We start from the raw sequence: 23,328 nt of genomic DNA on the forward strand, positions 1-23,328 counted from the left end.
GTTGGTGGGCTGCGGCGATAATCCAGGCTCCGGCCATCCTGACAAAGAAACCGCCCATGAGCACCACCGAAGTCGTCCGCGACGCGCAATCTGTAGAGTCGTACAACCCACTTGCCAAGCAAAAGGCCGGTGCCAAGCTGTCGCGCATCCCCGTCAAGGTGGTCCAGGGCGAAATGCTGAAAAAGCCCGAGTGGATCCGCGTCAAGGCCGGTTCGCCCAGCACCCGCTTTAACGAAATCAAGCAAATCCTGCGCGAAAACAACCTGCACACCGTATGCGAGGAAGCCAGTTGCCCCAACATCGGCGAATGCTTTGGCAAGGGTACGGCCACCTTCATGATCATGGGCGACAAGTGCACCCGCCGCTGCCCGTTCTGCGACGTGGGCCATGGCCGCCCCGACCCGCTGGACGCAGACGAGCCGCTGAACCTGGCCAAAACCATCGCCAAGCTGAAGCTCAAATACGTGGTGATCACCAGCGTGGACCGCGACGACCTGCGCGACGGCGGTGCCGGGCATTTTGTGGAATGCATCAAAAATATCCGCGAACTCTCGCCCCAAACCCAGATCGAGGTGCTGGTGCCCGATTTCCGCGGCCGCGATGACCGCGCTTTGGAAATTTTGAAGCTGGTCCCGCCCGACGTGATGAACCACAACCTGGAAACCGCGCCGCGCCTGTACAAGGAAGCCCGCCCCGGCTCGGATTACCTGTTCAGCCTGAACCTGCTGAAGAAGTTCAAGGCCCTGCACCCCAACGTGCCCACCAAGAGCGGCATCATGGTCGGCCTGGGCGAGACGGACGAAGAAATCCTGCAGATCATGCAGGACATGCGCGACCACAACATCGATATGCTGACCATCGGCCAGTACCTTTCGCCCAGCAACAGCCACCTGCCGGTGAAGCGCTACGTGCACCCCGACACCTTCAAGATGTTCGAAACCAAGGCCTACGAAATGGGCTTCAGCCACGCCGCCGTGGGTGCCATGGTGCGCAGCAGCTACCACGCCGACCAGCAGGCCGAACACGCGATGGCCAACGCCGCACCCACCCTGTAAATGGCGACGGTCGGCGGCCTCTGGTTCAACCCCCGCAATCTCGGCAACTACGTTTCGGATACCGTCCTGGAACGGGGCTTGACCCTGTACCGGGGCCAGAAGGTGCTGGACATCGAAGTCCGGGCCATCGACAACGGCCGCTGGCAGCTCACCGGCAGCGTGCAGGGCAGCGAACGCACGCCTTATAAGCAAAGCATCCGCCTGCACATCAACGTGCACGGCATGCTGACGCACTGGGATGCTGACTGCACCTGCCCGGTGGGCGTGGACTGCAAGCACGCCGTGGCCCTGTCGCTCAAGGCCGCCTACCGCACCCAGGCCACGGCCAACGCCACGCCGCCCAAGCCCCCCACCGATGCCGAACTGGCCGCCGCCCGCCTGCTGGCCGAGCAGCGCACCCGCGATGCCGCCGCCCTCAAGGTGCGCCAATGGCTGGCGCAGTTTGACGCGCTGGACCGGCGCAGCAGCCCCCGACCCGACAGCGCCCAGACCGAGAGCTTCGTCTACACCCTGTGCCCGGGCACCACGCAGCAAAAAACCCAGCTGCTGCAACTGCAGTTGCAAAAAACCTACCTGAAGAAAAACGGCGAGTGGGCCAAGCCCAAGAACATCCTCACCCCGCCCTACCCGGGCCACCCGCTGTTCGATGCCGCCAGCCCCGCCGAGCAGGAGCTGCTGCGCATGCTCAAAGGCATGGCCAATGGTTCCAACCACTACGCCTACGCCCTCACCCACTGCGCCGTGGTGGAAGGCGCTGCCGGGCTGCTGGCGCTGCAAATGGCCTCCGACACCGGGCGACTGTTCACCGTGGCCGACGGCGGCTTTTTGGGCGCGCCGCTGCGCTGGGCCGCCCCCCGGGAACTGGGCTGGAGCTGGCATCAAGCCGCCCAGCCGTTGGCCAGCGAACCTGTGTGGACGCTGGAATCCCGCCTGGCCCACAGCTCCGAGAACGCCCAGGTCTATGCCAACCACCCGCCCCTGTACCTGGACACCGCCCAGGGCCTGTGCGGCCTGGCCCAAACCCAGGGCATCGCGCCCGAGCAACTGCCGCTGCTGCTGAACGCGCCACCCATGCCGCAATCGGCCATCGAGCCGCTGCAATTGCCGCTGACCCGCCGCCTGGCCGCTGTGGCCATGCCGCCCACCCTCAAGCCCCTGCCCACCGTGCAAGGCGTGGTGCCCACCGGCCACCTGCACCTGGTGCCAGTGGCCAAAAAGGACGAGGCGGAGGTCGGCCTGCTGCGCGCACAACTGGTGTTCGACTACGCCGGGCTGCGCGGCAGCTGGGACCCGGTGGAGCCCAGCGTGATCGTCCAGCAGGGCAGCACCCGCACCCTGCTGATCCGCGACCCCGAGGCCGAAAAAGCCATGGATACCCAGCTGCTGGCCCACGGCCTGCAAGGCACACCCCAGACGGGTTACGTCCTGCCCGGCCCGCAAAGCCAGCAGACCTGGCTAGATTGGGCCGATACCGACTTTGCCGCCTTCCGCGCCGACGGCTTTACCGTCACCCGCGACGACGCACTGACTGACTGGCTGCAGCGCGCCGATGCACTCGACGTGCAGATGCAGGCGCAGAACGCCAACGACCCGGACGCATCGCCCTGGTTCGACCTGTCCCTGGGCATGGAAATCAACGGCGAGCGCCACAATATCCTGCCCTGGCTGCCCAGCCTGCTGAACCAGTTGGCCAGCACCCCGGCAGACGAGGCCACCGGCGAACGCGTGCTGCCGCCGTTTGTCTACATGCGCAAGCCCGACGACAGCTTCATCCGCGTGCCCACCGAGCCGCTGCGCCCCTGGCTGGCCGCGCTGCTGGAGCTGGTGGGCGACCGCCAGCACGACCTGGAGGGCGACAGCCTGCGCCTGAGCCGCATGGAAGCCCTGCGCGCCGGGGCCGCCCTGGGCGAAGGCGCGGTATGGACCGGGGCCAGCGCCCTGCAAGAACTGGTGACCCAACTCGCGGGCCGCAGCGCTCTGCCCGAGGTGCCGCTGCCCGAGGGCGTGCACGCCAGCCTGCGCCCCTACCAGCAGCAAGGCCTGAACTGGCTGCAGTTCCTGCGCCGCGCGGGCCTGAACGGCATCCTGGCCGACGACATGGGCCTGGGCAAAACCCTGCAGACCCTGGCTCATATTCAGGTAGAAAAAGACGCAGGCCGCCTGACCAACCCGGCGCTCATCATTGCGCCGGTCAGCCTGATGGGCAACTGGCAGCGCGAGGCCCAGCGCTTCTGCCCCGGCCTGCGGACCCTGGTACTGCACGGCCAGGACCGCCACGAAGTGGCCGACACCACACACGAACACGACGTGGTCATCGCCCCGTATTCCCTGCTGCAGCGGGACCGCGAAGGCTGGCTGCAAGCGCCCTGGCACATCGTGGTGCTGGACGAGGCGCAAAACATCAAGAACGCCAGCACCCAGGCCGCGCAGGTGGTGGCCGAGCTGCAAACCCAGCACCGCCTGGCCCTGAGCGGCACGCCGATGGAAAACCACCTGGGCGAGATCTGGAGCCTGTTCCACTTTTTGATGCCCGGCTTTCTGGGCAGCCAGGCCAAGTTTGGCAGCCTGTTCCGCACCCCCATCGAGAAGCGCGGCGACATCGAGCGTCTAGCCCAGTTGCGCAGCCGCATCACGCCCTTCATGCTGCGCCGTACCAAGGCCCTGGTGGCGCACGAGCTGCCGCCCAAGGTAGAAACCGTGATGCGTGTCGAGCTGGAAGGCCCGCAGGCCGACCTGTACGAGGCCATCCGCCTGACCACCGAAAAAGCCGTACGCGAGGCGCTGGACAGCAAGGGCCTGGCCAAGTCGCACATCACCATCCTGGACGCGCTGCTCAAGCTGCGCCAGGTCTGCTGCGATCCGGGTCTGCTAAAGCTGGAGTCGGCCAAAAAGGTCACCCGCTCGGCCAAGCTCGACCAGCTGATGGAGATCCTGCCCGAGATGCTGGCCGAGGGCCGCAAGGTGCTGCTGTTTTCGCAGTTCACCAGCATGCTGGCGCGCATCGAGGTGGAGCTGAAAGCCCGCGGTATCCCCTGGGTCAAACTCACCGGCCAGTCGCAAAAGCGCGACCAGCTCATCGACCAGTTCACTAGCGGTGCCGTGCCCTTGTTCCTGATCAGCCTGAAGGCCGGTGGCGTGGGTCTGAACCTGCCGCAGGCCGACACCGTCATCCATTACGACCCGTGGTGGAACCCGGCGGTCGAAACCCAGGCCACCGACCGCGCCCACCGCATCGGCCAGACGCAAAGCGTGTGGGTAGTGAAGCTGGTGGCGCAGGGCACCATCGAAGAGCGCATCCTGGCCCTGCAAGAGCGCAAGGCCGCGCTGGCCGAGAGCATGTACAGCGGTGCGCAAGGACGCTCGGAGCCGCTGTTCTCGGAAACGGATTTGCAGGAACTACTCAAACCACTATCAAAATAGTAGCTGCCTGCATAGACAGCATCTACGCTAGAGGCACTTTTTTCATAAATTCTGACCGGATGCCCGCGAGACCGCCGTCGCAGCCGCTATCCTTGTCCCGTTGATCCACTGACGCAGAGGAATTGCACCCATGCCCCCCCATAGCCCCCAAAAACCCTTCTCCATGATCCGCGAGTTCCACCTGGCCGACTGGTTCACACTGGCCAACGCGGTGTGCGGTGTGGGGGCGCTGTTTTCAACCATGACCTTTCTGGAAGTGGGCGATGTGCGGCACATCTACTTTGCCTGCTGGCTGGTGCTAGCGGCCTTTGTGTTCGATGTGTTCGACGGCAAGATTGCCCGCTGGCGGCAAAAGACCTCGATCCTGGGGCGCGAGCTGGATTCGCTAGCGGATGTGATCTCGTTCGGCGTGGCCCCGGCCATCATGGCCTACGGCTGCGGCATGCAGGGGCTGTATGACCGCATCGTGCTGGCGTTTTTTGTGGCCTGCGGGGTGTCGCGGCTGGCGCGCTACAACGTGACGGCCGAAACGCTGTCGCAGGGCTCCGACAAGGTGAAATACTTTGAGGGCACGCCGATCCCTACCTCCATCGTGCTGGTGTTCATGCTGGGCATGGCCGCCTGGACCGGCAATGTACGGCACGAACTGTGGGGCGGCTCCATGGTGCTGGGCGGCTTCACGCTGCATCCGCTGGTGCTGCTGTTTGCGCTGTCGGGCTCGCTGATGATCAGCCGCATCCGCATTCCCAAACCGTAAAACCGACTGGTCGGTCTAGCGCCAATTCTGAGAAACATGCATTTTCAGCCCAAAATTCCCACATTTTTAGTGCGATCAATCGCCTATCGTTGAATTTAATAGAACGATGCCATCAAACGGGTTAACCCTGATACCGGGTCAACAGGCCTAAAGTTCAACCCATGGATCCGGCAAACCAGCTCTTCACCGAAGAGCTCCAAAAAGTCGGCCATGGCTGCAGACCACAAGGCTGCCGTCTTTGAACCAACCACCTGAAAGAAATGACCATGACTGCATCTAAATTCGCCGCTACCGCTTTGATCGCTTTGGCTTCTGTAGCCGCCACCAGCGCCTTTGCCGAAACCAACAAGAACTACCCCGAGTTGGTGACGACCAGCGCTAAAACCCGTGCCGAAGTCAAAACCGAACTGGTACAGGCCCGCCAGAACGGCAGCCTGAACCTGCTCAACGACGCGCAGTACCCCAAGATTGTGTCCATCAGCACCAAGACCCGCGCCGAAGTGCTGGCCGAATACGTGGCTGCCCGCAAGGCCGGTCAAATTGTGCAAACACACGGCTAAGCCCCCTCGAGCCAGCGGCTCGCCAGACAGTGCCTTGAGTGCGATGCGATTTAACCCCCCCGGGTCGCATAGCGACAAGGCCACTGCCTGGTAGCTCTGGCCCACCGGAGATACACCATGAACACCCTCAAATTTACCGCCGCCGCCCTGTTGGCACTGGCATCTGCCGTGGCGATCAGCGCTTATGCGGTGGATGAAACCGGCTTGTCCGGGCAAGCGGCGTATGGGCAGACGCGAGTCTGAGTTGCATACCCGTAAACCGCTCTATAAAAGAGAGCTGCTACCGCTTATTCTGTAAGCGCTAGCAGCTTTTTTTACGCCTATTTTTATAGAGCGCCGAGCCATTGCGCTCCACCAGAGCGAGCGCCGTCAAGTGGCTTGCTTATCCGAATCCATACTTCGCAAATATCTGCTTTTTCAGAAGTGTTATGCAGCGTACCGTTGGGCTTCTAGCAACCCCAGGAGATATGGCATGCAAGTACTGTTTCAATCCCGAGATCCCGAAGGCACTGAATTCCGCGAACGCGTCGAGCGCCGGGTGCGCTTTGTAACGCGGCGGCTGGAAGGCCTGGTGCCACGCGTAAAGGTACAGCTGTCAGATGTCAACGGCCCCCGCGGCGGTGTTGATAAACGCTGCCAGCTGGCGCTACAAACCGAAACGGCCGGCACGGTGGTGGTGACCTCCACCGCCCGCAACTGGCGTTTGGCGGTCGACCAGGCCCTGGGCAGGGCTGGACGGATATTGCGCCAACTGGTACAGCGCCAACGCACACAGGTTCGGCCCCGCGTCCGGGCCACCCCCGCAGACATCTAAGGAAATACACAATGGAACAAACCCACCGCCCGGTCCGTCCGGGCACCGCACTCGCCCTGCGCGCGCAAGCGCTGCCCCCGCCAGCATCAAACCGCAGCCGCTATGTCTGGCTGGGCATGGCCTTGCTGCTGGCGGCTATTGCCGGTATCGGCTTCAAGGTTCCGGTCATCGGCGTGCTGCTGGCCGCCGCCTGCAGTTACGCACTGCTGCGGACCGCATCCAAAGCGCAAAAACAGGTGTGAACCACGCCAGACACGCCGCAAGATGCGGTGAAACGGCAGCGTTAGTAGCTATTAAAATAATAGCTACTAACGCATACAAAATATACGCCATAGGCCGATTAGGCCCTTAATACTTAGACAAGGGCCCCAGGCCGGAATCCACCCGGCAGGGTGTGCCGTCGGGGCGGGCGGTAAGGGGCTCGGCCATGGCCTGGACCGGGTCTTCGGACTCCAGCACGCGCTGCGCCCAAGGGCCCAATCGGGCGGTATCGGCACGCAACACCTCTTGTTTGACGGCCAAAATCTGCGCTGGATGCATCGAGAAGCTGCGCAGCCCCAGACCCAGCAGTAGCCGGGTCATGGTGATATCCCCGGCCATTTCGCCGCACACGCTGACGCCCTTGCCCTGGGCCTGGCAGGCGCGGATGGTATCGGCCAACAGGCGCAGCACGGCGGGGTGCAGCGGGTCGTACAGGTGGGCCACCGATTCGTCGGCGCGGTCGATGGCCAGGGTGTACTGGATCAGGTCGTTGGTGCCGACCGACAAAAAGTCAAAATATTTGAGGAACAGCGGCAGCGTCAACGCGGCAGCCGGGATCTCGATCATCGCGCCCAGCTTGAGCGGGCCATAGACCACGCCGCGGTTGTCCAGCTCGGCGCGGGCAAAGTCCAGCAACGCCAGGGTCTGGCGGATTTCGCTGCCGTGGGCCAGCATGGGGACCAGCAGATTCACCTGGCCATGCACCGCCGCCCGCAGAATAGCCCGCAACTGGGTCAAAAACATGGCCGGGTCGGCCAGGCTCCAGCGGATGGCGCGCAGGCCCAGCGCCGGGTTGAGGTGGGTGTCTTCCTTGTGGCCCTTGTCCAGCGGCTTATCGGCCCCGATATCTACCGTGCGGATGGTCACCGGCATACCCTGCATGCCCTCGACCGCGCTGCGGTAGGCCTGGTACTGCTCTTCTTCGTTCGGCAGGCTGCCTTTGCGGCCCATGAACAGGAATTCGCTGCGGAACAGGCCCACGCCCACCGCCCCGGCGGTCACTGCACTCACCGCGTCTTCGGGCATTTCGATATTCGCCAGCAGCTCGACCTTATGGCCGTCCAGGGTGATGGCCGGGGTGTGGCGCAGGCGGGTCAGGCGCTCGCGCTCCAGCTCGCCCTGGCGCTGCTTGAAACCGTATTCGGCCAGGATGATGGGTGAGGGATCGACCACCACCACCCCGGCATCGCCGTCGATGATGACCCAATCGTCCTGCCGCACCAGTTGGCTGGCGCTGCGCGCCCCCACCACAGCGGGGATGTCCAGGCTGCGGGCGACGATGGCGGTGTGCGAGGTTTTGCCGCCCACGTCGGTCACAAACCCGGCGAACACGCTTTGCTTGAACTGCAGCATGTCGGCGGGTGACAGGTCGTGGGCAATCAGCACCAACGGCACGGTCAGGCTCTCATCGGGCGACATCTGGTGCGAACCACCCTTGCGCCGCACCGGTGGCGGCAAAGCGATGGGCGAGACCACGCCCTTCATGTAGCGCAGGATGCGATCAACCACCTGCTCCAGGTCGGCCTTGCGCTCGCGCAGGTACTCGTCCTCCATCTCGTCGAACTGGCGGGCGATGATCTCCAGCTGGGTGGTCAGCGCCCATTCGGCGTTGTACAGGCGGTCGGTGATCCAGTGCTTGACACCGGTGGTCAAGGTCTCGTCTTCCAGCAGCATCAGGTGCACGTCGAGCAGGGCCGTCAGCTCGGGCGGTGCGTCCTTGGGCATGGCGTGCTGCAGGCGCTGCAGCTCGTCCACCACAGCGTTGCGGCCCACGCGCACGCGGTCGATCTCGGCCGGGATCTGCTCGGGCTTGATGAAGTAATGCGCTACCTCTACACGGCTGGAGCCGACCAGCACCGCACGCCCGATGGCAATGCCGCGGGCGACCGGTAACCCGTGGATGGAGAAAGTCATGGCACCACGGCTCCCGTATTCACAAGCGAATGCCGTCGAACCGGCTCTGCCGGGCGACCAGCATTGCCCCCTGCAAGGGGGTTGGCGGTTACGCGCAGCGAACAAGCCTGGGGGTGAGCCATATCTATTGGCCTTCGCCGAACTTGTCGGCTATCAATGCCAGCAGTGCGTCCATGGCTTCCTGCTCTTTGGGGCCATCGGTGTCGAGCACCACGGTGCTGCCGATACCGGCGGCCAACATCATCACGCCCATGATGCTTTTGGCGTTGACGCGGCGCTCGCCGCGGGCGATCCAGACCTCGCAGGGGTAGCTGCCCGCCAGCTTGGTGAGCTTGGCGGAGGCGCGGGCGTGCAGGCCCAATTTATTGTTGATGGTCGTGGATATTTGGATCATGCTTCTTGCGGGCTTGGTTCTGGGGTGCGGTGATGGCGACTTGCATGATGCCCTGCGTGCCGCCAATCAGCGCGCGGGCCACCAGGGCCTCCAGCGATTCATGGCGGTAGCTGACAGTGCGCAGCAGCATGGGCAAATTGACACCGGTGATGAGCTTGGATTTGACCCCATCGACCAGCTTTTGCGCCACATTGCAGGGCGTGGCACCGAACACATCGCTCAGCACCAAAAATTGCCCGGAGCCCTGCTGGTCCATGGCGATACGGGCCATGGCAAAGGTTTCTTCGGGCGGTGTATGGGGTTGCACATCCAGCGCCACCACGCCGTTGGCGCAGTCGGGAAACACGTGCAGCGCGCATTCGCGCAGGGCGTGGGCCAGCGGGGCGTGGGCAATGATGAGGATGCTGTTCATGCGGGCTCAATTATGGGCGAGGGGACGTTCACTCGAATTTCAGACCGGTAAAGAAAGTGTCGGCCACGGCGGTATCGGTTTTATCGGCGTACACCACGGCATTAAACAGGTCTACGCCATCGGCTTGGATACGGGCAAACCACACGGCTTGGGCGCTGACCGGATGGCCGTCGCCACGCTGGCCCGCCACGGCCCAGCGCAGGCCAAACTGGCCACCAGGCAGCTCAAAGGGCTGCTGCTGCGGACTGGCCGCGTGCAGGTTGGCCAGCGTGGCCGCCTGCCAGCCCGCCAGCACAGCGCTGGCTTGCCGGGCATCGGCCAGGTGCACATGGGACACGGCAAAGGTGGCTCCGGCGGCATCGCAGCCCTGCATGTCCAGCGCCACGGTGGTGCCCGCCATGGGCACATCGCGACTGGCGTGGTCGGGCTTGCAGGGCAGCAGCATCTGCAGCGCATGCGCGTCGGAACGCACGCTGCGCCAGTTGAGTGCCGGGCTGCAGGCAGCCAGCGCCAACAAGGCCAGTAACGCCAGTCGCCACATGCTCAAAATGTGGCGCCAAACACTTTCTTCAACACCGCGCTGCCGGTGCCCACCGGGTCCTGGCGGATGGATTTTTCCTGCTCGCCGATCATGGTGTACAGGCCGTCCAGGGCTTTGCGGGTGATGTAATCCTGGATGGACGCGTCTTCTTTTTTCACCAGCCCGAAGCTGGCGGCCTTGCTGGCGAACTGGTTGTATTTTTCGGCAGCGCCCACCTTTTCGGTAGATTTGGTGACCACGGGCAGGAACTTGGTGAACAGCGGCTCCCGGGTTTTGTCGGCAAAAAAGGTGGTCATGGCGTTGTCGCCGCCGCTGAGGATGTTTTTGGCATCGGTGAAGTTCATGCTCTTCACGGCGCCCACCAGTGCGTCTTTGGCCAGCGGCACGGCGGCTTCGGCGGCGCGGTTCATGCTGGTGACCAGCTCGTCCACGCGCTTGCCCTGGCCCAGGTTTTTCAGCATCTTGGCCGCAGAATCCAGGTAGCCGGGCAAAGGAATGCGAACTTTTTCGTTGCCCAGGAATCCATCTGTCTGGCCCAACAGGCCGACGGCGGCCACAGCGGCTTTTTCCAGTGCGGCTTTCAGGCCCTGGTTGGCTTCTTTGTCGGTCAAGTCGGCCAGCGACAGGGCGTGGACCTGGGCGGCGGTGGACATCAACAACACGCCCAGCGCAGACAGCCCGGCAGAATTAAAATGGCGACGATGCATAGGAACCCCTTGGTATGAAAAAAACATTGGTAGCCGCCAGCGTAGCAGCCCTGCTGGCCTTGGGCTCGGGGGCCTATTATCTGACCGCCAGCAGCAGCAATGCGGCCCCCATGGCCACGTATGTGTTACTGGATGGCAGCCAGAAAACCACCGCCGACCTCAAAGGCCGGGTCACGCTGGTCAACTTCTGGGCCACCAGCTGCGTCACCTGCGTAGGCGAAATGCCAAAAGTGATTGCCACCTACGACAAGTACCACGCCCAGGGCTTCGACACGCTGGCCGTGGCCATGTCTTACGACCCGCCCAGCTACGTCATCAACTACGCCGAAACCCGCAAGCTGCCGTTTGACGTGGCCATCGACAACACAGGTGCCGCCGCCAACGCCTGGGGCCAGGTGCAGCTGACACCCACCACCTTCCTGGTCAACAAGCGTGGCGAGATCGTCAAGCGCTTTGTCGGCGAGCCCGACTTTCCCGAACTGCACAAGCTGATCGAAAAGCTGCTCAAAGAAGCCTAACCCTGTTTTTATAAGAAATAGGCCGCTAACGCATACCCCACCTACGCTAGCAGCTACTAAAACTGTAGTAGCTCCAAATTCTGCCCCCGGCAGCACGCGACTGGCCTAAACTGTTTGCGTCGCAGCCCGCCCCCGCACCGCCTTGAACACCCCAGAGATCGCATCCGTCGTATTGCTTACGCCCACCCAGCCTGAAGAGCTCGATGCCACCCGCGCCATTTTTCAGGAATACGCCGACCAGTTGGACGTGGACCTGTGCTTCCAATCGTTTGACACCGAGCTGGCCACCCTGCCTGGCGACTACGCCGCCCCACGCGGCACGCTGCTGCTGGCACTGGTAGACGGCGCGCTGGCCGGTTGCTGCGCCCTGCGCCCGCTGGACAACGTGGACTACGCCAACGCCAGCGAAATGAAGCGCCTGTACGTGCGCAAAGCCTTTCGCGGCTTTGGCCTGGGCCGCCAACTGGTCGAAGCCGCCCTGGATGCCGCCCGCGCCAGCGGCTACGACTGCGTGCTGCTCGACACCCTGGTCGAGATGGAGGCCGCCCGCGCGCTCTACGAAGACCTGGGCTTTGCCGAGGTGCCGCCCTATTACCACAGCCCCATCGCAGGTGCGCACTACCTGAAGGCGGATATTTGATCGCCTTAAAGCCCGTACCCGCCCGTTCGGCAGACGGCGCGGTTTAATATCAGCCCACACTCGGCTGTTTAGCCCCTCCCGCCCATGCGCCATTCCTTCTGCCTGACCACCCTACTCTGTGCTGCGGCAGCCCCTGTGCTGGCGGCGACGGTGCAAGTCCAGATGCAAGATGGCGCAGGCAAAGCCCTGCCCGATGCGGTGGTGTATTTGGAGTCGAAGGATGCGCAGGCAGCGGTCAAACCGCTGATCGGGGCTGAAGTGGCCCAGGCCAACAAACAATTTGATCCGCAGGTGCGCGTGGTCACCGTGGGCACGGCAGTGCAGTTCCCCAACCACGACACGGTGCGCCACCAGGTGTATTCGTTCTCGGACACCAAGAAGTTCGAACTCAAGCTCTACGCCGGTACCACCGCCGCCCCCGTGGTGTTCGACAAACCCGGCATCGCTGTACTGGGCTGCAACATCCACGACAACATGGTCGCCTGGATCATCGTCGTGCCCACGCCCTACTTTGGCCGCAGCGGCCCCGACGGCAAAGTCAGCCTGGACAACCTGCCCCCTGGCAACTACCGCCTGCGCACCTGGCACACCCACCTGCCCGTGGGCACGCTCGCGCTGGACCAGGCGCTGAACGTGCCCGCCACCGGAGCCACGGTGGCGGTGCGGATGGCCGGACTGGCTCCATGATTTCCCGGGTGATCCAGCGCCTGGACATGGGCGGCTGGCGGCTGTCTACCCGCATCGTAGTGCTCTCGCTGGTGCTGCTGATGCTGGTGCAAACCGCCGGTTTCCTGGTGGTGCGCGCCAGCATTGAACGCAACGCCCGTACCCAGATCGCCACCGAACTGGCCCTGGGCGACCGCGTCTGGCGCCGCCTGCTAGACCAAAACGCCGAAAAACTCCGCCAGGGCACGGCCCTGCTGTCGGGCGACTTCGGCTTTCGCGCCGCCGTCACCTCGGACGATGTCGAAACCATCAGCTCGGCGCTGGAAAACCAGGGCGACCGCATCGGAGCCACCGTCACCGCCCTGCTCGACCCGCAGCTACAGCTGCGCGCCAGCAACGACACCCCCGAAGCCCAGGCGGTGGCCGAGGTGCTGCCGCAAATCGCCATCCCGCTGTCGCGCAACGAACTCGGTGGCACGGTGGCGCTGGTAGGCCACACGCCCTACCAGTTTGTGATGGTGCCGCTGCGCGCGCCGCTGGTCATCGGCTGGGTGCTGATGGGCTTTCCCATCGACCAGCAGCTGGCCGACGACATGCTGGCCCTGTCCGGCCTGCACGTGGCCCTGGTCACCCAGGCCCCGGGCCAGCCGGTACAGATCAGCCTATCCACCTTGCCCAAGGCGGCGTTGGCGGCTCTGCAAACGGCGGGGGGCATGGTGGCCGAGCTAGACGACGATGGCGACACCCTGGTCACCCGCACCCTCAACCTGCATGCGGTGGCGGGCAGTGTGCAGACCGTGCTGCTGCGCTCACTCAGCGAAGTGCTGGCCCCTTTTCAGCAGGTACAACTGGTGCTGCTGGTCATCACCGTACTGGGCCTGCTGCTGTTTGGCCTGGGCAGCGCCTGGACAGCCTTGCGCGTGACCACCCCGCTGCGCTCGCTGGTGCAGAACGCCGAACGCCTGGGCAAAGGCCAGTACGACCAGCCCATCCAGCACACCGCACGGCGCGACGAGATCGGCGACCTGGCCAATGCGTTTGACCGCATGCGCAAAAACATTTCCCAGAAGCAAGACGAAATCCAGAAGCAAGCCTACTGGGACCGGCTGACCCGGCTGCGCAACCGCGTAGGCTTTCGCAACGATGTCAAAGATGCCATCGCCAACCGCGACGCCCAGGGCGACAAGCTGCAAAGCCCGCTGGCCGTCATCACCCTCAACCTGGACCGCTTCAAACACGTCAACGACATCCTCGGCTACGCGCTGGGCGACCGCCTGCTGATCGCCGTGGCCGAGCGCCTGCATGCGCGCATGGAAGGCGGAGCGCTGGTGGCCCGGCTGGGTAGCGACGAATTCTCGATCCTGCTGCCCCACGCCGATGCCGATGCCGCCATGGCCATGGCCGCGCGCATCGCCCACGCGTTCGAGGCCCCGCTGAGCTTTGACGACCAGACCGTGGACCTGAGCGCCAGCATGGGCATTGCCTGCTGGCCGCAGCACGCGTTGGATACCGACACCCTGCTGGGCCGCGCCGAGGTCGCCATGTACGTGGCCAAGCGCAAAACCACCGTGCTCCAGCTCTACGACCCGGCGCTCGACTCGTCCAGCAAGCAAACCCTGTCCCTGCTGTCCGAGCTGCGCCACGCGGTAGAGCACAACGAACTGCGGCTGTTTCTGCAGCCCAAGATCGCCCTGGACAGCGGCAAAGTCATCGCCGCCGAGGCTCTGGTGCGCTGGCAGCACCCGGTGCGCGGCTTGGTGCCGCCCGATGCCTTCATTCCATTTGCCGAGCAAACCGGCTTTGTGCGCCAGCTCACCCTGTGGATGTTCGACGAGGCCGCGCGCCAGTGGGCCGGGCTGCAACTGCCCGACCAAGCCCTGCGCATCTCCGTCAACCTGTCCACCCGCGATCTGCTGGACCTGGACTTTCCATCCCGGCTGGACGTGCTGCTGGCCAAGCACCAGGTGGCCCCCGAAGGCTTCTGCCTGGAGATCACCGAGAGCGCCATCATGGACGACCCGCTGCGCGCCGAAGGCACGCTCACACGCCTGTCCGAACGCGGCTTCAAGCTCAGCATTGACGACTTTGGCACCGGCTACTCGTCCCTGGCCTACCTCAAGCGCCTGCCGGTGGACGAACTCAAAATCGACAAATCCTTTGTGATGGGCATGGAACGCGACCCGGACGATGCCAAGATCGTCCGTTCCACCATCGACCTGGCCCACAACATGGGCCTGAGCGTGGTGGCCGAGGGCGTGGAAAACATCGAGATCTGGCACCTGCTGCGCGAGCAAAAATGCGACGAGGCCCAGGGCTACTACATGAGCAAACCGCTGCCGGTCGATGCCTTCAAGGCTTGGCGCGAACGCTGGGCCGAGCGCGCTGATGCCTCCACGTAACGCAAAATCCCCCAAAGCGCAGCAGCCCGCCGCGCGCAACTCCAGGAAACCCCCAGCCCATGAACGCTACCAAACTTGTCGCCGTCATCCTCATCGCCGCGGGGGTTCTCGCCCTGGTCTACGGCAGCTTCAGTTACACCAAGGACACCACCGCCGTCAAAATAGGGCCGCTGGAGCTGTCGGTGAAAGAAAAAGAAACCGTGAACGTCCCCGTCTGGGCCGGCGTAGGTGCAATTGTGGTCGGTGGCTTGCTGCTGGCGTTTGGCAGCAAAAAAGGTTAATCTGCGCCATATTGCTATTTAATTTGTAGCCAATAGTGTAGGCTGCATATACGCTATCGGCCTAAAAGACCATTAAATTACTGCTGGCTGGGCCTGCGCACCTGGCTGGCGGTTCACCAGCACAATGCCCACGCCCACCAGCGCCATGGCCCCCAGCAGGCCCGCCGACAGCGGCTCGCCCAGCCACCAAGCGCCAAACAGCAGGGCGAACACCGGGGTCAAAAACACAAACACCGACATCCGCGTGGCCGGGTAGCGGCCCAGCATCCACATCCAGGCCAGGTAGCTCACAAAGCCGCCCACCAGGGCCTGCAGTAGCAACGAACCGGTGGCAAACGCGCTGAAATGAAAACTCCACGGCTCACCCAGCGCCCACGACACCAGCGGTAGCACCGCAGCACTCACGCCCACCTGGTAGAGCAGCTGCTTCTCGGGCTGCACGCGGGCAAACTGCGTAGTGCGGATCACCACCGTGGTCAGCCCCCACATCAGCCCGGCCAGCAAGCCCAGTGCATCGCCCAGCCAGCCCAGCGGATAGGCGCTGCCCGCCGGGTGGCCCCACAAACCCTCGCCCATGGCCAGCGCCAAGCCCGCAAACGCGCAGCCCAGGCCCAGCCACTGCCCGCCGCGCAGCCGCTCAGCGGGAATAAAGCGCGGCAACAGCAGCGCCACCCAGAACGGCGCGCTGTACAAAAACACCGTCAAGCGCGAGGCCAGCATGTACTGCAGCCCGGCGTGGATGCAGGCGAATTCCGATGCAAACAGCAGCCCCGCCAGCAGCCCAAAGCGCCATGCGCCCACGGGTTCCGTAGCCATGCCCAGCCGCACGCCGCGCCACCGGCACCACAGCGCCACCGCCACGGTGGACCCGGCAAAGCGCACGCAGGCCTGGAACACCGGCGGCACCTCGGCCATGGTCGCCTTGACCAGCGTCTGTTGGAAGCCCCAGAACATGCAGCAGACCAGTAACAGGGCAATGGCGAGGGGGTCGAGCTGGGTTTTGCGGGGGATGGGCATACGGGAATTATCCCCGCCACACCCAGCGCATAATTTGCCCGCGCCGACACGCTGTAACAGCAGCACGCCATTCCTCAAAGGTTCTTTATGCCGTCTCTCGACACCTGCCTCGCCTTCTTCGCCCTGGTTTTTGTGCTGGGTTTTGCCCCCGGCCCGGACAATATTTTTGTGATGATGCAATCGGTCACCCAAGGCCGCAAAGCCGGGTTGGTGGCCATGCTGGGCATGTGCGCGGGGCTGGCGGTGCACACCCTGGCGGTAGCACTGGGCCTGGCAGCGATTTTTGCGGCCTCGGCCACGGCATTTACCGTGCTGAAGGTAGTGGGCGCGGGCTACCTGGCCTATCTGGCCTGGCAAGCGTTCCGGGCCCCGGCGGGCACGCTGGCGGGCCCGGTGGAGCAGCAACCCAAGCTGCGGCGCATCTTTTTGCGCGGCTGGGTGATGAACCTGACCAACCCGAAAATCGTATTTTTCTTTCTGGCGCTGTTGCCCCAGTTTGTGCACGCCGACCGCGGCTCGATTGCCATCCAGCTCTGCGTGCTGGGCACCATCTTCATCGGCTCCACGCTGATCACCTTTGGGGCCATCGCCTACTTCAGCGCCACCGTCAGCACCCGGCTACGCAGCTCGCCATCGGCCCAGTTGTGGCTGAACCGCATGGCGGGTACAGTGTTTTTGGGCATGGCCGCGCGGCTGGCGATGGCCGAGCGCTAGTTCACCACTCACTGTCCATAAGCGCTAGCAGCCTAAAAGGCTGAAAAACCAAAAACCGCATATGGATAGCCGCAGGCATTCGTTGCCGGTGGCGGGCCGGGGTGCTGGAATGCAGGCTGTTTTTTCTACCTGCCTGCCACTCCATGAAGCGTTTCCCCTCTTTCGCCAGCCGGGCCTTGGGCCTGGGCCTACTGGCCTTCGCGGCCACCGCCGCCCTGGCCCAACCCGTCACCCTGCGCGTGGGCGACCAGCGCGGCAATGCCCGCGCGGTGATGGAGGCCGCAGGCGTGCTGAACAACCTGCCTTACACGGTGGAATGGAGCGAGTTCCCCAACGCCGCACCGCTGCTGGAGGCGCTACGTGCCGAGGCCATCGATGCTGGCTCAGTGGGTGACGCGCCGCTGACCTTTGCCGCCGCCGCGGGCCTGCAGGCCAAAGCTATTTTTGCCACGGCCTACGAGGGCAACGCCATCATCGTGGCCAACGCCGCACCGTATAAAAGCATTGCCGACCTCAAGGGCAAGCGCATTGCCGTGGTGCGCGGCTCGTCGGGCCACAACCTGCTGTTGCAAGTACTGGCCAAAGCCGGGCTGCCGCCGGAGGCAGTGACGCTGGCCTACCTAGCCCCGTCCGAGGCCACGCTGGCGCTGACGCAGGGCTCGGTGGACGCGGTGGTGACCTGGGAGCCGTATGTGTCGTTTGCCACGCTGAAGTCCGGCGCGCGCATTCTGGTGGACGGCAAGGCCTACCCGGCGGTGTCGTACTTCGTGGCTCCAACAAGGCCATCAAGGACAAAAAAGACGCGTTGAAAGACTTCGTGGCTCGCAACGCCAAAGCCCGCAGCTGGGGCCAGTCGCATACCGAAGCCTATTCCAAGCTGATCGCCAAGCTGGTCAACATCCCCGAAGACGTGGCCCTGGGCAAGCAGCGCCGCGAAGGCCATGCGCCGCTGAGGATCGACGACAGTACGCTGCGCCTGCAGCAGGCCACGGTAGATTTGTACGTGGCCTCCGGCCTCATCCCCAAGCGCCTGGACGCGCAGCAACTGCTCGACACCGCGTTCAACCCATGAGTGCGGCCACACACGGCCGGCAGATGCACCTTGCGCTGTACCTGAGCGAGGTGGGCAGCCAGCTGGGTGCCTGGCGGCATCCGCTGGCGGGCACGACCGCGCCGCTGGACTGGCGCTTCTACAAGGACATGGCGCAGAAGGCCGAAAAAGCCTGCCTGGACATGATTTTTCTGGCCGACAAGCTGTCGGTGGACGACGTGTACGGCGGGGACTTTGCCGCCACCGTGCGCTCCCGCGCCCTGCCCCAGCATGCCGAGCCGCTGAGCGTGATGGCCTCGCTGGTAGGGGCCACCTCGCACATCGGTCTGGCGGCCACGGTGTCGGCCACCTACAGCCAGCCCTATACAACGGCCCGCATGCTGGCCACCATCGACCACCTCAGCGGTGGCCGCGTGGGCTGGAATGTGGTGACCTCGGTCAGCGACGGCGAGGCGCGCAACTACGGCCAGGCCCAGCACCTGGGCCACGGCCCGCGCTACGACAAGGCACAGGAATTCGTCGCCCTGGTGAAAAAGCTCTGGGACAGCTGGGAAGACGGCTGGCTGGTACGCGACCAGGCCAATGGCATCTACGGCGATGCCCGCAAGGTGCACCGCGTGGACCACGACGGGGCCTGGTTCAAGGTGCGCGGCCCGCTGAATGTGCCGCGCCCGCCGCAAGGCCACCCGGTGCAGATCCAGGCCGGTGTGTCCAGCAACTTCGAACGCACGGCGCTGGAGCAGGCCGAGGTGGTTTTTGCGGTGCAGCCCACGCGGGAGAAGGCCCGCGATTTCTACGCCCGCTTCAAGCAGCAGCTGCAGACCGTGGGCCGCCACCCTGACAGCCTGAAGGTGCTGCCCGGCATCGTGCCCATCGTCGGCCAGACGCGGCAGGACGCGCTGGACCTGCAACGCGAGCTGAACGAGAAAGTGCTGCCCCAGGCCGCGCTGACCTTCATGTCGGCCAGCATGAACCACGACCTGGCCCAGTACGATTTGCACGCCCCCGTGCCCGATATTGCCGCTCGCATCACCGGCAGCAAGGGGCGCTTTCAGGCAGTGCTGCAAAAGGCCCTGGACGAGAAGCTGACCCTGGCCCAACTGGGCGTGTGGTACGCCCAGAGCCTGTCATTTTTTGCGCCGCTGGGCACGGCCGACGAGGTGGCCGACCAGCTCATCACCTGGCACGAAGCCCGTGCCTGTGACGGCTTTGTGGTGCTACCCGCCATCATGCCGCTGGGGGCGAATGACTTTTTGGAGAAGGTGGTACCGGTGTTGCAGGCGCGTGGCGCGTTCCGTACCGGCTACCCCGGCACCACCTTGCGCGACACCCTGGGCCTGCAGGTGCCTGCCAACCAGTTTGCGGCCCAGGAAGAAGCGGCCACCGCCTGAAAAGAGCGTTCTAGCCCGCCTCGTGTGGCGGCGTATCGCTTTTGAACAGCGCGATGTCGCGGGTGTTCTTTTGCACCGCGACCGCGCCAAACAGGCTGAGCAGAAAGGACATGGCGTAAAAGCCCTTTTCGCTTTGCGAGAGCGTGGCATTGATGAGTCCCACCGACAACAGCACCACCACGATGGCCAGCGACAGCCAGCACAGGCCAAAGTAGATGCCGGTGACAGGGATGCCTTCAAGCCGGTCGCGCACCGACTTTTGCAGCGACACGGCGGCAAACAGGCCGTACAGCAGAACCGTCAGGTAGTAGCCCTTCTCGTTGAGCTGCATGGTGGCGTTCGACAGGCTATACATGTAGTCGGAGGCCCCGACCAGGAGCGTGATCCAGGATGCGCCCACGAAGGCGGCAGTAGGTCGTTGAACCTGGATCGCCATGGTTTTCCTTTAAAAATTAGGGGTTGCCATCATTTCCGTACCCCGCACGGTCATGCAACGGGGTCCACGGCAATGCGCATGGAACAGGCTTGCCTGGTCCCCCACTGTAGCGCGATGCAATTGCTATGTAAAGCGTAGCTACTGGTATAGGTACTACATGCGCTAGCGGCCTAAAAAGCTCCTATTTTCGTCACACCGTCGGCACGGTGCCGCCGTCGATCACATATTCGGTGCCGGTGATGGATGCCGCACGCGACGACACCAGAAAGCCCACCAGATCGGCCACCTCGCGGGGCTTGCACGGGCGGCCCAGCGGAATGCCGCCCAGCGAGGCCATCAGCGCCTGGCGTGCGTCTTCGTAGCTGCTGCCGTTCTTCTGCGCGATGGCTTCCACCAGCCGGACCGATGCGTCGGTTTCAACCCAGCCCGGTGCCACACGCACCACGCGCACGCCCTGCGGGCTGACCTCCTTGGACAGGCTCTTGCTGTAGGTGGACAGCGCCGCCTTGGCCGCCGCGTAGGCCGTGGTGGCCTCGGGCAGGGGCAACTGGCTCTGGATGGAGATGATGTGGACGATCACCCCCGCGCCTTGGGCCAGCATGCCCGGCAGCAAGGCCTGGTCCAACCGCACGGCGGGCAGCAGGTTCTGGTCCAGCGCCTTGTGCCATTCGCCGTCCGTCAGCAAGGCAAAGCCGCCCGCCGGGGCCGACGAGCCGCCCACCACGTGCACCAGGATGTCCACACCGCCCAGTTGCGCCTGCACCGCCGCCGCCACCGACGCGCAGCCCTTGGCCGTGGACACATCGGCCTCCACAAATGCCACGCCGGACTCGGTGGCCGGGCGGTGCCGCGCGGTGGTCAGCACTGTCGCGCCCGCCTGCGTCAACTGCGCCACCACGGCCGCGCCCACGCCCTGGGTGCCGCCGGTGACCAGCGCGCGGCGGCCTTCCAGCCCGACGGGGTTGCGGATCTCCAGCGCGGTGATCTGGTCGCCACGGATACCAAACACAAACAGCAGATCGGCCGGGCTGCCGGGGAAATTGCCGCTGACCCGCGCCAGCAGCCGGGTGCTGTCGCCCGCCTGCGTCACGCCCAGGGGCACCAGGGTGCACTGGTATTTAGCCTGGGTCGCCTGGCTCCAGGCCTGGATGGCGGCGGTACCCTGGATGGCGTGGCCTTCGTCGTGCACCACGGCATCAGCGGTAAAACAATGGGCCAGCAACGCCGGGTCGCGGGCGCGGTCGGCTTCCAGGTAACGGGCGATGGCGGTGGGCAGGGTCAACATGGCAGGGGTACTTTCAAGAGGGTTTGCAATGCGGCGATGTTGCGGTCACCATCCCGGCATGACAAGAACGTACCCCAAGGTAAGTACCCTGCCGCCTGCACGCAAAACCTACACCCCTCTGGCCGCCGCCATCGACCTGGAGGCCGTGTTCAGCCTGCTCGAAGGCCGCTGGAAGCTGCTGATCCTGTTCCATTTGTTCGGCGGCCAGGTGCAGCGCTTTTCGGAGCTGGAAAAGCACATCGACGGCATCTCGCAAAAGATGCTGGCCCAGCAGCTGCGCCAACTGGAGGCCGACGGCATCGTCGAGCGCACCGACCACTTCGAGCTGCCCCCGCGCGTGGACTACCGCATGACCGAGTGGGGCCAGGCGCTGTGCCCGGCGCTGGACGGGGTGCTGCAGTGGATGGAGGCGCGGGAGGGAGCCTAGACCGCGAGGGACCTGGTCCGCGCTGCCCTAATCTGCGAACGAGGGGATATGCACCGGCAGCACCGGGGCCTGCCATTGGTAGCCCGGTTGCAGCACGTTGCGGCGGGACTGGTTGCCCGCCCACTGGATGTTCAGCAGGTCGGCCACCGTCCAGGCGGCCCAGTCGGCGCGAAACGGTTGGGCCGCCAAATCCGCGCTGGGCTGGTTGCGCCAGATGACGGCGGGAATGCGGTAGCCCGAGGGGGTGGACGGGCTGTGGCCTGCGCGGTCGCTGGCGTGCCCGACTTCCTGGCCGTGGTCAGACAGGTACATCCAGGCCCGGTAGGTCTGCGGCGGGCCGGTATCCCGCGCCATCTGCAGCAGCTCGGACACCACCGTGTCGTGGTAGAGCACGGCGGCATCGTATTCGCGCCGGAACTGGCGCACCCAGGCGCTGCGGCCCGCCTGCAACAGCCCGGTCTCCACGCCGTCGGTGCTGTCCTCAAACGGGTTGGCACCTTCGGGAAAGCGCAAACGGTAATGCGGATGGGCCCCCATCAGATGCACCACCACCAGCTTGCGCGGGGTCGGGTCGTTCAGGGCCTCTTGCACGCAGTCCAGCAGTTCGCTGTCGAGCGAGGCACTGGCCCGGCCCGGCGTGCGGTTCACCATGTCGACCACGTCGGCCAGCCGTCCGTGCTTTTGCTCGATCGCCATGTCGTCGTGGTTGCTGATCCACCAGACCTTGTAGCCCGCCGCGCGGGCCAAGGCCAGCAGGTGCAGCGGGTCTTCACTCTCGGGCTGGCCAAAGTTGAGCATGCTGCGCATCGCGGGCAAGGTGCTGGCATCGACCGACCAGGCATTGCGCAACACCTGCATCTGGCTGCCCAACTGCGCCTGCTGCGCCAAGAGGCGCGGTGTGGTGGGGCGGCCATAGCCGTACAGCGCCAGGTTGTCACGGTTGATGCTGTCGGTGATGACCAGCACCACGATGGCGGGCCCCGCCTGTGTCAGCGTGGGGGTGGCGGCCTGGGCGCGCTGCAGCGCCCGGTCACGCGCTTGCTGCTGGTCGCCCCATTGCCCGCGCAGGGTCTGCAGGGACTGCACCCAGTTCGGCCAGAACAGCAAGGGATGCAGCCGCCGCCAGGGTTTGCTGGCATACGCCAAGGTGGCAGCCAACAGCAATACGCAGGCCAAAGCCATCGCCCAGCGCGGATACGCGCGGCGAGCGCCTGGCAGAAGCATCGCCGCACGCGCGCCATGGTGCGCGCACCAGCCGAGCAACACCGCGCAAGCCACCGCCAGCGCGGCCCAGACCGCCATCTCGCGCCATTGCATAGCAAAGTATTCAGCGCTTTCCCTTGGGTTGGTATTGGCGGCAGACCCCAGCACCAGCGCGCCTTCGGGGGCGGCCTGGTAGGTGTGCAGCAGATACGCCCGGACCACCCCGTCCAGCACAAACGCCATCGCCCACAGCCAAACCATGGCCGTGCGCAGGTGGTGCACGCCCGCGCTGCGTACCGGCCAAACCAGCCAGACCAGCATGGGCACCGCCAAAAGCGCCAACTGCGCCACGCGCCGCCCCTCATGCCCCAGCGCGATGCAGGCCAGCAGCACGGTCGCCAGCAAAGCGGTGGTCCAGCGGGTCATGCAAAACAGGCTGGCGGTGGGGTTTGTAGGGTGCATGGA

General features: G+C 64.6%; 26 protein-coding genes and 1 pseudogene. 17 read left to right on the forward strand and 10 right to left on the reverse strand.

Translation table 11 applies throughout. The features are described 5' to 3' along the window. The first annotated feature begins 56 nt into the window (after window positions 1–56). The 7 genes from lipA (at window position 57) to Q0T48_RS10365 (ending at window position 6,848) form a co-directional block, all read left to right on the forward strand. Window positions 57–1,055 (forward strand): lipoyl synthase, encoded by a 999-nt coding sequence (gene lipA, locus Q0T48_RS10335; RefSeq protein WP_295955958.1) that lies wholly within the window; start codon window positions 57–59, stop codon window positions 1,053–1,055. Then, complete coding sequence (locus Q0T48_RS10340) at window positions 1,056–4,475, forward strand: DEAD/DEAH box helicase (protein WP_295955959.1); 3,420 nt, start codon at window positions 1,056–1,058, stop codon at window positions 4,473–4,475. It abuts the gene before it with no gap. Window positions 4,476–4,605: 130 nt separating this feature from the next. Continuing rightward, window positions 4,606–5,232 carry a CDP-alcohol phosphatidyltransferase family protein gene (locus Q0T48_RS10345; protein WP_295955962.1) on the forward strand — a complete coding sequence of 209 codons (627 nt, stop codon included), beginning with the start codon at window positions 4,606–4,608 and terminating at the stop codon, window positions 5,230–5,232. A 266-nt stretch (window positions 5,233–5,498) separates the two neighbouring features. Further along, window positions 5,499–5,792: a DUF4148 domain-containing protein gene (locus Q0T48_RS10350; protein WP_295955963.1), complete on the forward strand. Its 294-nt coding sequence runs from the start codon at window positions 5,499–5,501 to the stop codon at window positions 5,790–5,792. Window positions 5,793–5,909: 117 nt separating this feature from the next. Then, window positions 5,910–6,035, forward strand: coding sequence for a hypothetical protein (locus tag Q0T48_RS10355; protein WP_295955965.1), 126 nt, complete (start codon window positions 5,910–5,912; stop codon window positions 6,033–6,035). A gap of 229 nt (window positions 6,036–6,264) precedes the next feature. Beyond that, window positions 6,265–6,606 (forward strand): HPF/RaiA family ribosome-associated protein, encoded by a 342-nt coding sequence (locus Q0T48_RS10360; RefSeq protein ID WP_295955967.1) that lies wholly within the window; start codon window positions 6,265–6,267, stop codon window positions 6,604–6,606. An 11-nt stretch (window positions 6,607–6,617) separates the two neighbouring features. After that, window positions 6,618–6,848, forward strand: a complete 231-nt coding sequence (locus tag Q0T48_RS10365) for a hypothetical protein (RefSeq protein WP_295955969.1) — start codon at window positions 6,618–6,620, stop codon at window positions 6,846–6,848. Window positions 6,849–6,954: 106 nt separating this feature from the next. Here the strand turns inward: Q0T48_RS10365 and ptsP are convergent, their stop codons facing one another. The 5 genes from ptsP to Q0T48_RS10390 all read right to left on the reverse strand — a co-directional run bounded on the left by ptsP (window position 6,955) and on the right by Q0T48_RS10390 (window position 10,835). After that, window positions 6,955–8,781: a phosphoenolpyruvate--protein phosphotransferase gene (gene ptsP, locus Q0T48_RS10370; protein WP_295955971.1), complete on the reverse strand. Its 1,827-nt coding sequence runs from the start codon at window positions 8,779–8,781 to the stop codon at window positions 6,955–6,957. A 124-nt stretch (window positions 8,782–8,905) separates the two neighbouring features. Beyond that, a complete protein-coding gene (locus Q0T48_RS10375; RefSeq protein WP_295955973.1) occupies window positions 8,906–9,175 on the reverse strand; it encodes an HPr family phosphocarrier protein in 270 nt (89 codons plus the stop codon). Then, window positions 9,144–9,587: a PTS fructose transporter subunit IIA gene (locus Q0T48_RS10380; protein ID WP_295955975.1), complete on the reverse strand. Its 444-nt coding sequence runs from the start codon at window positions 9,585–9,587 to the stop codon at window positions 9,144–9,146. The genes Q0T48_RS10375 and Q0T48_RS10380 overlap by 32 nt, the downstream gene beginning before the upstream one ends. A 28-nt stretch (window positions 9,588–9,615) precedes the next feature. Beyond that, window positions 9,616–10,128 (reverse strand): hypothetical protein, encoded by a 513-nt coding sequence (locus Q0T48_RS10385; protein WP_295956034.1) that lies wholly within the window; start codon window positions 10,126–10,128, stop codon window positions 9,616–9,618. A gap of 2 nt (window positions 10,129–10,130) precedes the next feature. Next, a complete protein-coding gene (locus tag Q0T48_RS10390) occupies window positions 10,131–10,835 on the reverse strand; it encodes a DUF4197 domain-containing protein (RefSeq protein WP_295955977.1) in 705 nt (234 codons plus the stop codon). A gap of 14 nt (window positions 10,836–10,849) precedes the next feature. Between Q0T48_RS10390 and Q0T48_RS10395 the strand changes: the two genes are divergently transcribed. From Q0T48_RS10395 to Q0T48_RS10415, 5 genes are all read left to right on the forward strand, one after another. Next, a complete protein-coding gene (locus Q0T48_RS10395; protein WP_295955979.1) occupies window positions 10,850–11,353 on the forward strand; it encodes a TlpA disulfide reductase family protein in 504 nt (167 codons plus the stop codon). A gap of 142 nt (window positions 11,354–11,495) precedes the next feature. Next, window positions 11,496–11,993 carry a GNAT family N-acetyltransferase gene (locus Q0T48_RS10400; RefSeq protein ID WP_295955981.1) on the forward strand — a complete coding sequence of 166 codons (498 nt, stop codon included), beginning with the start codon at window positions 11,496–11,498 and terminating at the stop codon, window positions 11,991–11,993. Between the two features lie 84 nt (window positions 11,994–12,077). Next, the gene (locus Q0T48_RS10405; protein WP_295955983.1) at window positions 12,078–12,680 is read left to right on the forward strand and encodes a methylamine utilization protein; all 603 of its coding nucleotides are present in this window, start codon (window positions 12,078–12,080) and stop codon (window positions 12,678–12,680) included. After that, the gene (locus tag Q0T48_RS10410; protein ID WP_295955985.1) at window positions 12,677–15,058 is read left to right on the forward strand and encodes an EAL domain-containing protein; all 2,382 of its coding nucleotides are present in this window, start codon (window positions 12,677–12,679) and stop codon (window positions 15,056–15,058) included. Before Q0T48_RS10405 ends, Q0T48_RS10410 begins: the two co-directional genes overlap by 4 nt. 59 nt (window positions 15,059–15,117) lie before the next feature. Then, window positions 15,118–15,339, forward strand: coding sequence for a hypothetical protein (locus Q0T48_RS10415; protein WP_295955986.1), 222 nt, complete (start codon window positions 15,118–15,120; stop codon window positions 15,337–15,339). Window positions 15,340–15,411: 72 nt separating this feature from the next. Here Q0T48_RS10415 and Q0T48_RS10420 read toward each other — a convergent pair whose 3' ends face one another. Then, window positions 15,412–16,356 carry a DMT family transporter gene (locus Q0T48_RS10420; RefSeq protein ID WP_295955988.1) on the reverse strand — a complete coding sequence of 315 codons (945 nt, stop codon included), beginning with the start codon at window positions 16,354–16,356 and terminating at the stop codon, window positions 15,412–15,414. An 87-nt stretch (window positions 16,357–16,443) separates the two neighbouring features. Between Q0T48_RS10420 and Q0T48_RS10425 the strand changes: the two genes are divergently transcribed. The 4 genes from Q0T48_RS10425 to Q0T48_RS10440 all read left to right on the forward strand — a co-directional run bounded on the left by Q0T48_RS10425 (window position 16,444) and on the right by Q0T48_RS10440 (window position 19,512). Next, a complete protein-coding gene (locus tag Q0T48_RS10425; protein WP_295955990.1) occupies window positions 16,444–17,070 on the forward strand; it encodes a LysE family translocator in 627 nt (208 codons plus the stop codon). Window positions 17,071–17,213: 143 nt separating this feature from the next. Further along, the gene (locus Q0T48_RS10430; protein WP_295955993.1) at window positions 17,214–17,879 is read left to right on the forward strand and encodes an ABC transporter substrate-binding protein; all 666 of its coding nucleotides are present in this window, start codon (window positions 17,214–17,216) and stop codon (window positions 17,877–17,879) included. Beyond that, window positions 17,876–18,142, forward strand: coding sequence for a hypothetical protein (locus Q0T48_RS10435; protein WP_295955995.1), 267 nt, complete (start codon window positions 17,876–17,878; stop codon window positions 18,140–18,142). The genes Q0T48_RS10430 and Q0T48_RS10435 overlap by 4 nt, the downstream gene beginning before the upstream one ends. Beyond that, the gene (locus Q0T48_RS10440) at window positions 18,139–19,512 is read left to right on the forward strand and encodes an LLM class flavin-dependent oxidoreductase (RefSeq protein ID WP_295955996.1); all 1,374 of its coding nucleotides are present in this window, start codon (window positions 18,139–18,141) and stop codon (window positions 19,510–19,512) included. Before Q0T48_RS10435 ends, Q0T48_RS10440 begins: the two co-directional genes overlap by 4 nt. Before the next feature lie 10 nt (window positions 19,513–19,522). Here the strand turns inward: Q0T48_RS10440 and yiaA are convergent, their stop codons facing one another. The 3 genes and pseudogenes from yiaA to Q0T48_RS10455 all read right to left on the reverse strand — a co-directional run. After that, window positions 19,523–19,948, reverse strand: a complete 426-nt coding sequence (gene yiaA / locus Q0T48_RS10445; protein ID WP_295955998.1) for an inner membrane protein YiaA — start codon at window positions 19,946–19,948, stop codon at window positions 19,523–19,525. A 190-nt stretch (window positions 19,949–20,138) separates the two neighbouring features. After that, complete coding sequence (locus Q0T48_RS10450; RefSeq protein WP_295956036.1) at window positions 20,139–20,918, reverse strand: SDR family oxidoreductase; 780 nt, start codon at window positions 20,916–20,918, stop codon at window positions 20,139–20,141. A 21-nt stretch (window positions 20,919–20,939) separates the two neighbouring features. Beyond that, window positions 20,940–21,233: pseudogene (locus Q0T48_RS10455) on the reverse strand (nuclear transport factor 2 family protein); the annotation flags it as partial. Between the two features lie 58 nt (window positions 21,234–21,291). Here Q0T48_RS10455 and Q0T48_RS10460 point away from each other — a divergent pair. Beyond that, entirely contained in the window at window positions 21,292–21,660 is a 369-nt protein-coding gene (locus Q0T48_RS10460) for a helix-turn-helix domain-containing protein (protein ID WP_295956000.1), read from the forward strand. 27 nt (window positions 21,661–21,687) lie between these two features. Here the strand turns inward: Q0T48_RS10460 and Q0T48_RS10465 are convergent, their stop codons facing one another. Further along, window positions 21,688–23,325, reverse strand: coding sequence for a phosphoethanolamine transferase (locus Q0T48_RS10465; RefSeq protein WP_366887950.1), 1,638 nt, complete (start codon window positions 23,323–23,325; stop codon window positions 21,688–21,690). Window positions 23,326–23,328: the final 3 nt, after the last annotated feature.

Origin of the sequence: Rhodoferax sp., assembly GCF_025354435.1 — a bacterium.
Classification (GTDB): Bacteria; Pseudomonadota; Gammaproteobacteria; order Burkholderiales; family Burkholderiaceae_C; genus Rhodoferax_B.

Excerpts from the sequence above, each read along its gene's own strand:
- Q0T48_RS10420 (WP_295955988.1), bottom strand. The coding sequence starts at position 16,356 with ATGCCCATCCCCCGCAAAACCCAGCTCGACCCCCTCGCCATTGCCCTG.
- Q0T48_RS10415 (WP_295955986.1), top strand. The coding sequence starts at position 15,118 with ATGAACGCTACCAAACTTGTCGCCGTCATCCTCATCGCCGCGGGGGTT.
- Q0T48_RS10360 (WP_295955967.1), top strand. The coding sequence starts at position 6,265 with ATGCAAGTACTGTTTCAATCCCGAGATCCCGAAGGCACTGAATTCCGC.
- Q0T48_RS10430 (WP_295955993.1), top strand. The coding sequence starts at position 17,214 with ATGAAGCGTTTCCCCTCTTTCGCCAGCCGGGCCTTGGGCCTGGGCCTA.
- Q0T48_RS10425 (WP_295955990.1), top strand. The coding sequence starts at position 16,444 with ATGCCGTCTCTCGACACCTGCCTCGCCTTCTTCGCCCTGGTTTTTGTG.
- Q0T48_RS10405 (WP_295955983.1), top strand. The coding sequence starts at position 12,078 with ATGCGCCATTCCTTCTGCCTGACCACCCTACTCTGTGCTGCGGCAGCC.
- Q0T48_RS10345 (WP_295955962.1), top strand. The coding sequence starts at position 4,606 with ATGCCCCCCCATAGCCCCCAAAAACCCTTCTCCATGATCCGCGAGTTC.
- lipA (WP_295955958.1), top strand. The coding sequence starts at position 57 with ATGAGCACCACCGAAGTCGTCCGCGACGCGCAATCTGTAGAGTCGTAC.
- Q0T48_RS10340 (WP_295955959.1), top strand. The coding sequence starts at position 1,056 with ATGGCGACGGTCGGCGGCCTCTGGTTCAACCCCCGCAATCTCGGCAAC.
- Q0T48_RS10395 (WP_295955979.1), top strand. The coding sequence starts at position 10,850 with ATGAAAAAAACATTGGTAGCCGCCAGCGTAGCAGCCCTGCTGGCCTTG.
- Q0T48_RS10365 (WP_295955969.1), top strand. The coding sequence starts at position 6,618 with ATGGAACAAACCCACCGCCCGGTCCGTCCGGGCACCGCACTCGCCCTG.
- Q0T48_RS10355 (WP_295955965.1), top strand. The coding sequence starts at position 5,910 with ATGAACACCCTCAAATTTACCGCCGCCGCCCTGTTGGCACTGGCATCT.
- yiaA (WP_295955998.1), bottom strand. The coding sequence starts at position 19,948 with ATGGCGATCCAGGTTCAACGACCTACTGCCGCCTTCGTGGGCGCATCC.
- Q0T48_RS10460 (WP_295956000.1), top strand. The coding sequence starts at position 21,292 with ATGACAAGAACGTACCCCAAGGTAAGTACCCTGCCGCCTGCACGCAAA.
- Q0T48_RS10380 (WP_295955975.1), bottom strand. The coding sequence starts at position 9,587 with ATGAACAGCATCCTCATCATTGCCCACGCCCCGCTGGCCCACGCCCTG.
- ptsP (WP_295955971.1), bottom strand. The coding sequence starts at position 8,781 with ATGACTTTCTCCATCCACGGGTTACCGGTCGCCCGCGGCATTGCCATC.
- Q0T48_RS10440 (WP_295955996.1), top strand. The coding sequence starts at position 18,139 with ATGAGTGCGGCCACACACGGCCGGCAGATGCACCTTGCGCTGTACCTG.
- Q0T48_RS10375 (WP_295955973.1), bottom strand. The coding sequence starts at position 9,175 with ATGATCCAAATATCCACGACCATCAACAATAAATTGGGCCTGCACGCC.
- Q0T48_RS10390 (WP_295955977.1), bottom strand. The coding sequence starts at position 10,835 with ATGCATCGTCGCCATTTTAATTCTGCCGGGCTGTCTGCGCTGGGCGTG.
- Q0T48_RS10410 (WP_295955985.1), top strand. The coding sequence starts at position 12,677 with ATGATTTCCCGGGTGATCCAGCGCCTGGACATGGGCGGCTGGCGGCTG.
- Q0T48_RS10465 (WP_366887950.1), bottom strand. The coding sequence starts at position 23,325 with ATGCACCCTACAAACCCCACCGCCAGCCTGTTTTGCATGACCCGCTGG.
- Q0T48_RS10385 (WP_295956034.1), bottom strand. The coding sequence starts at position 10,128 with ATGTGGCGACTGGCGTTACTGGCCTTGTTGGCGCTGGCTGCCTGCAGC.
- Q0T48_RS10350 (WP_295955963.1), top strand. The coding sequence starts at position 5,499 with ATGACTGCATCTAAATTCGCCGCTACCGCTTTGATCGCTTTGGCTTCT.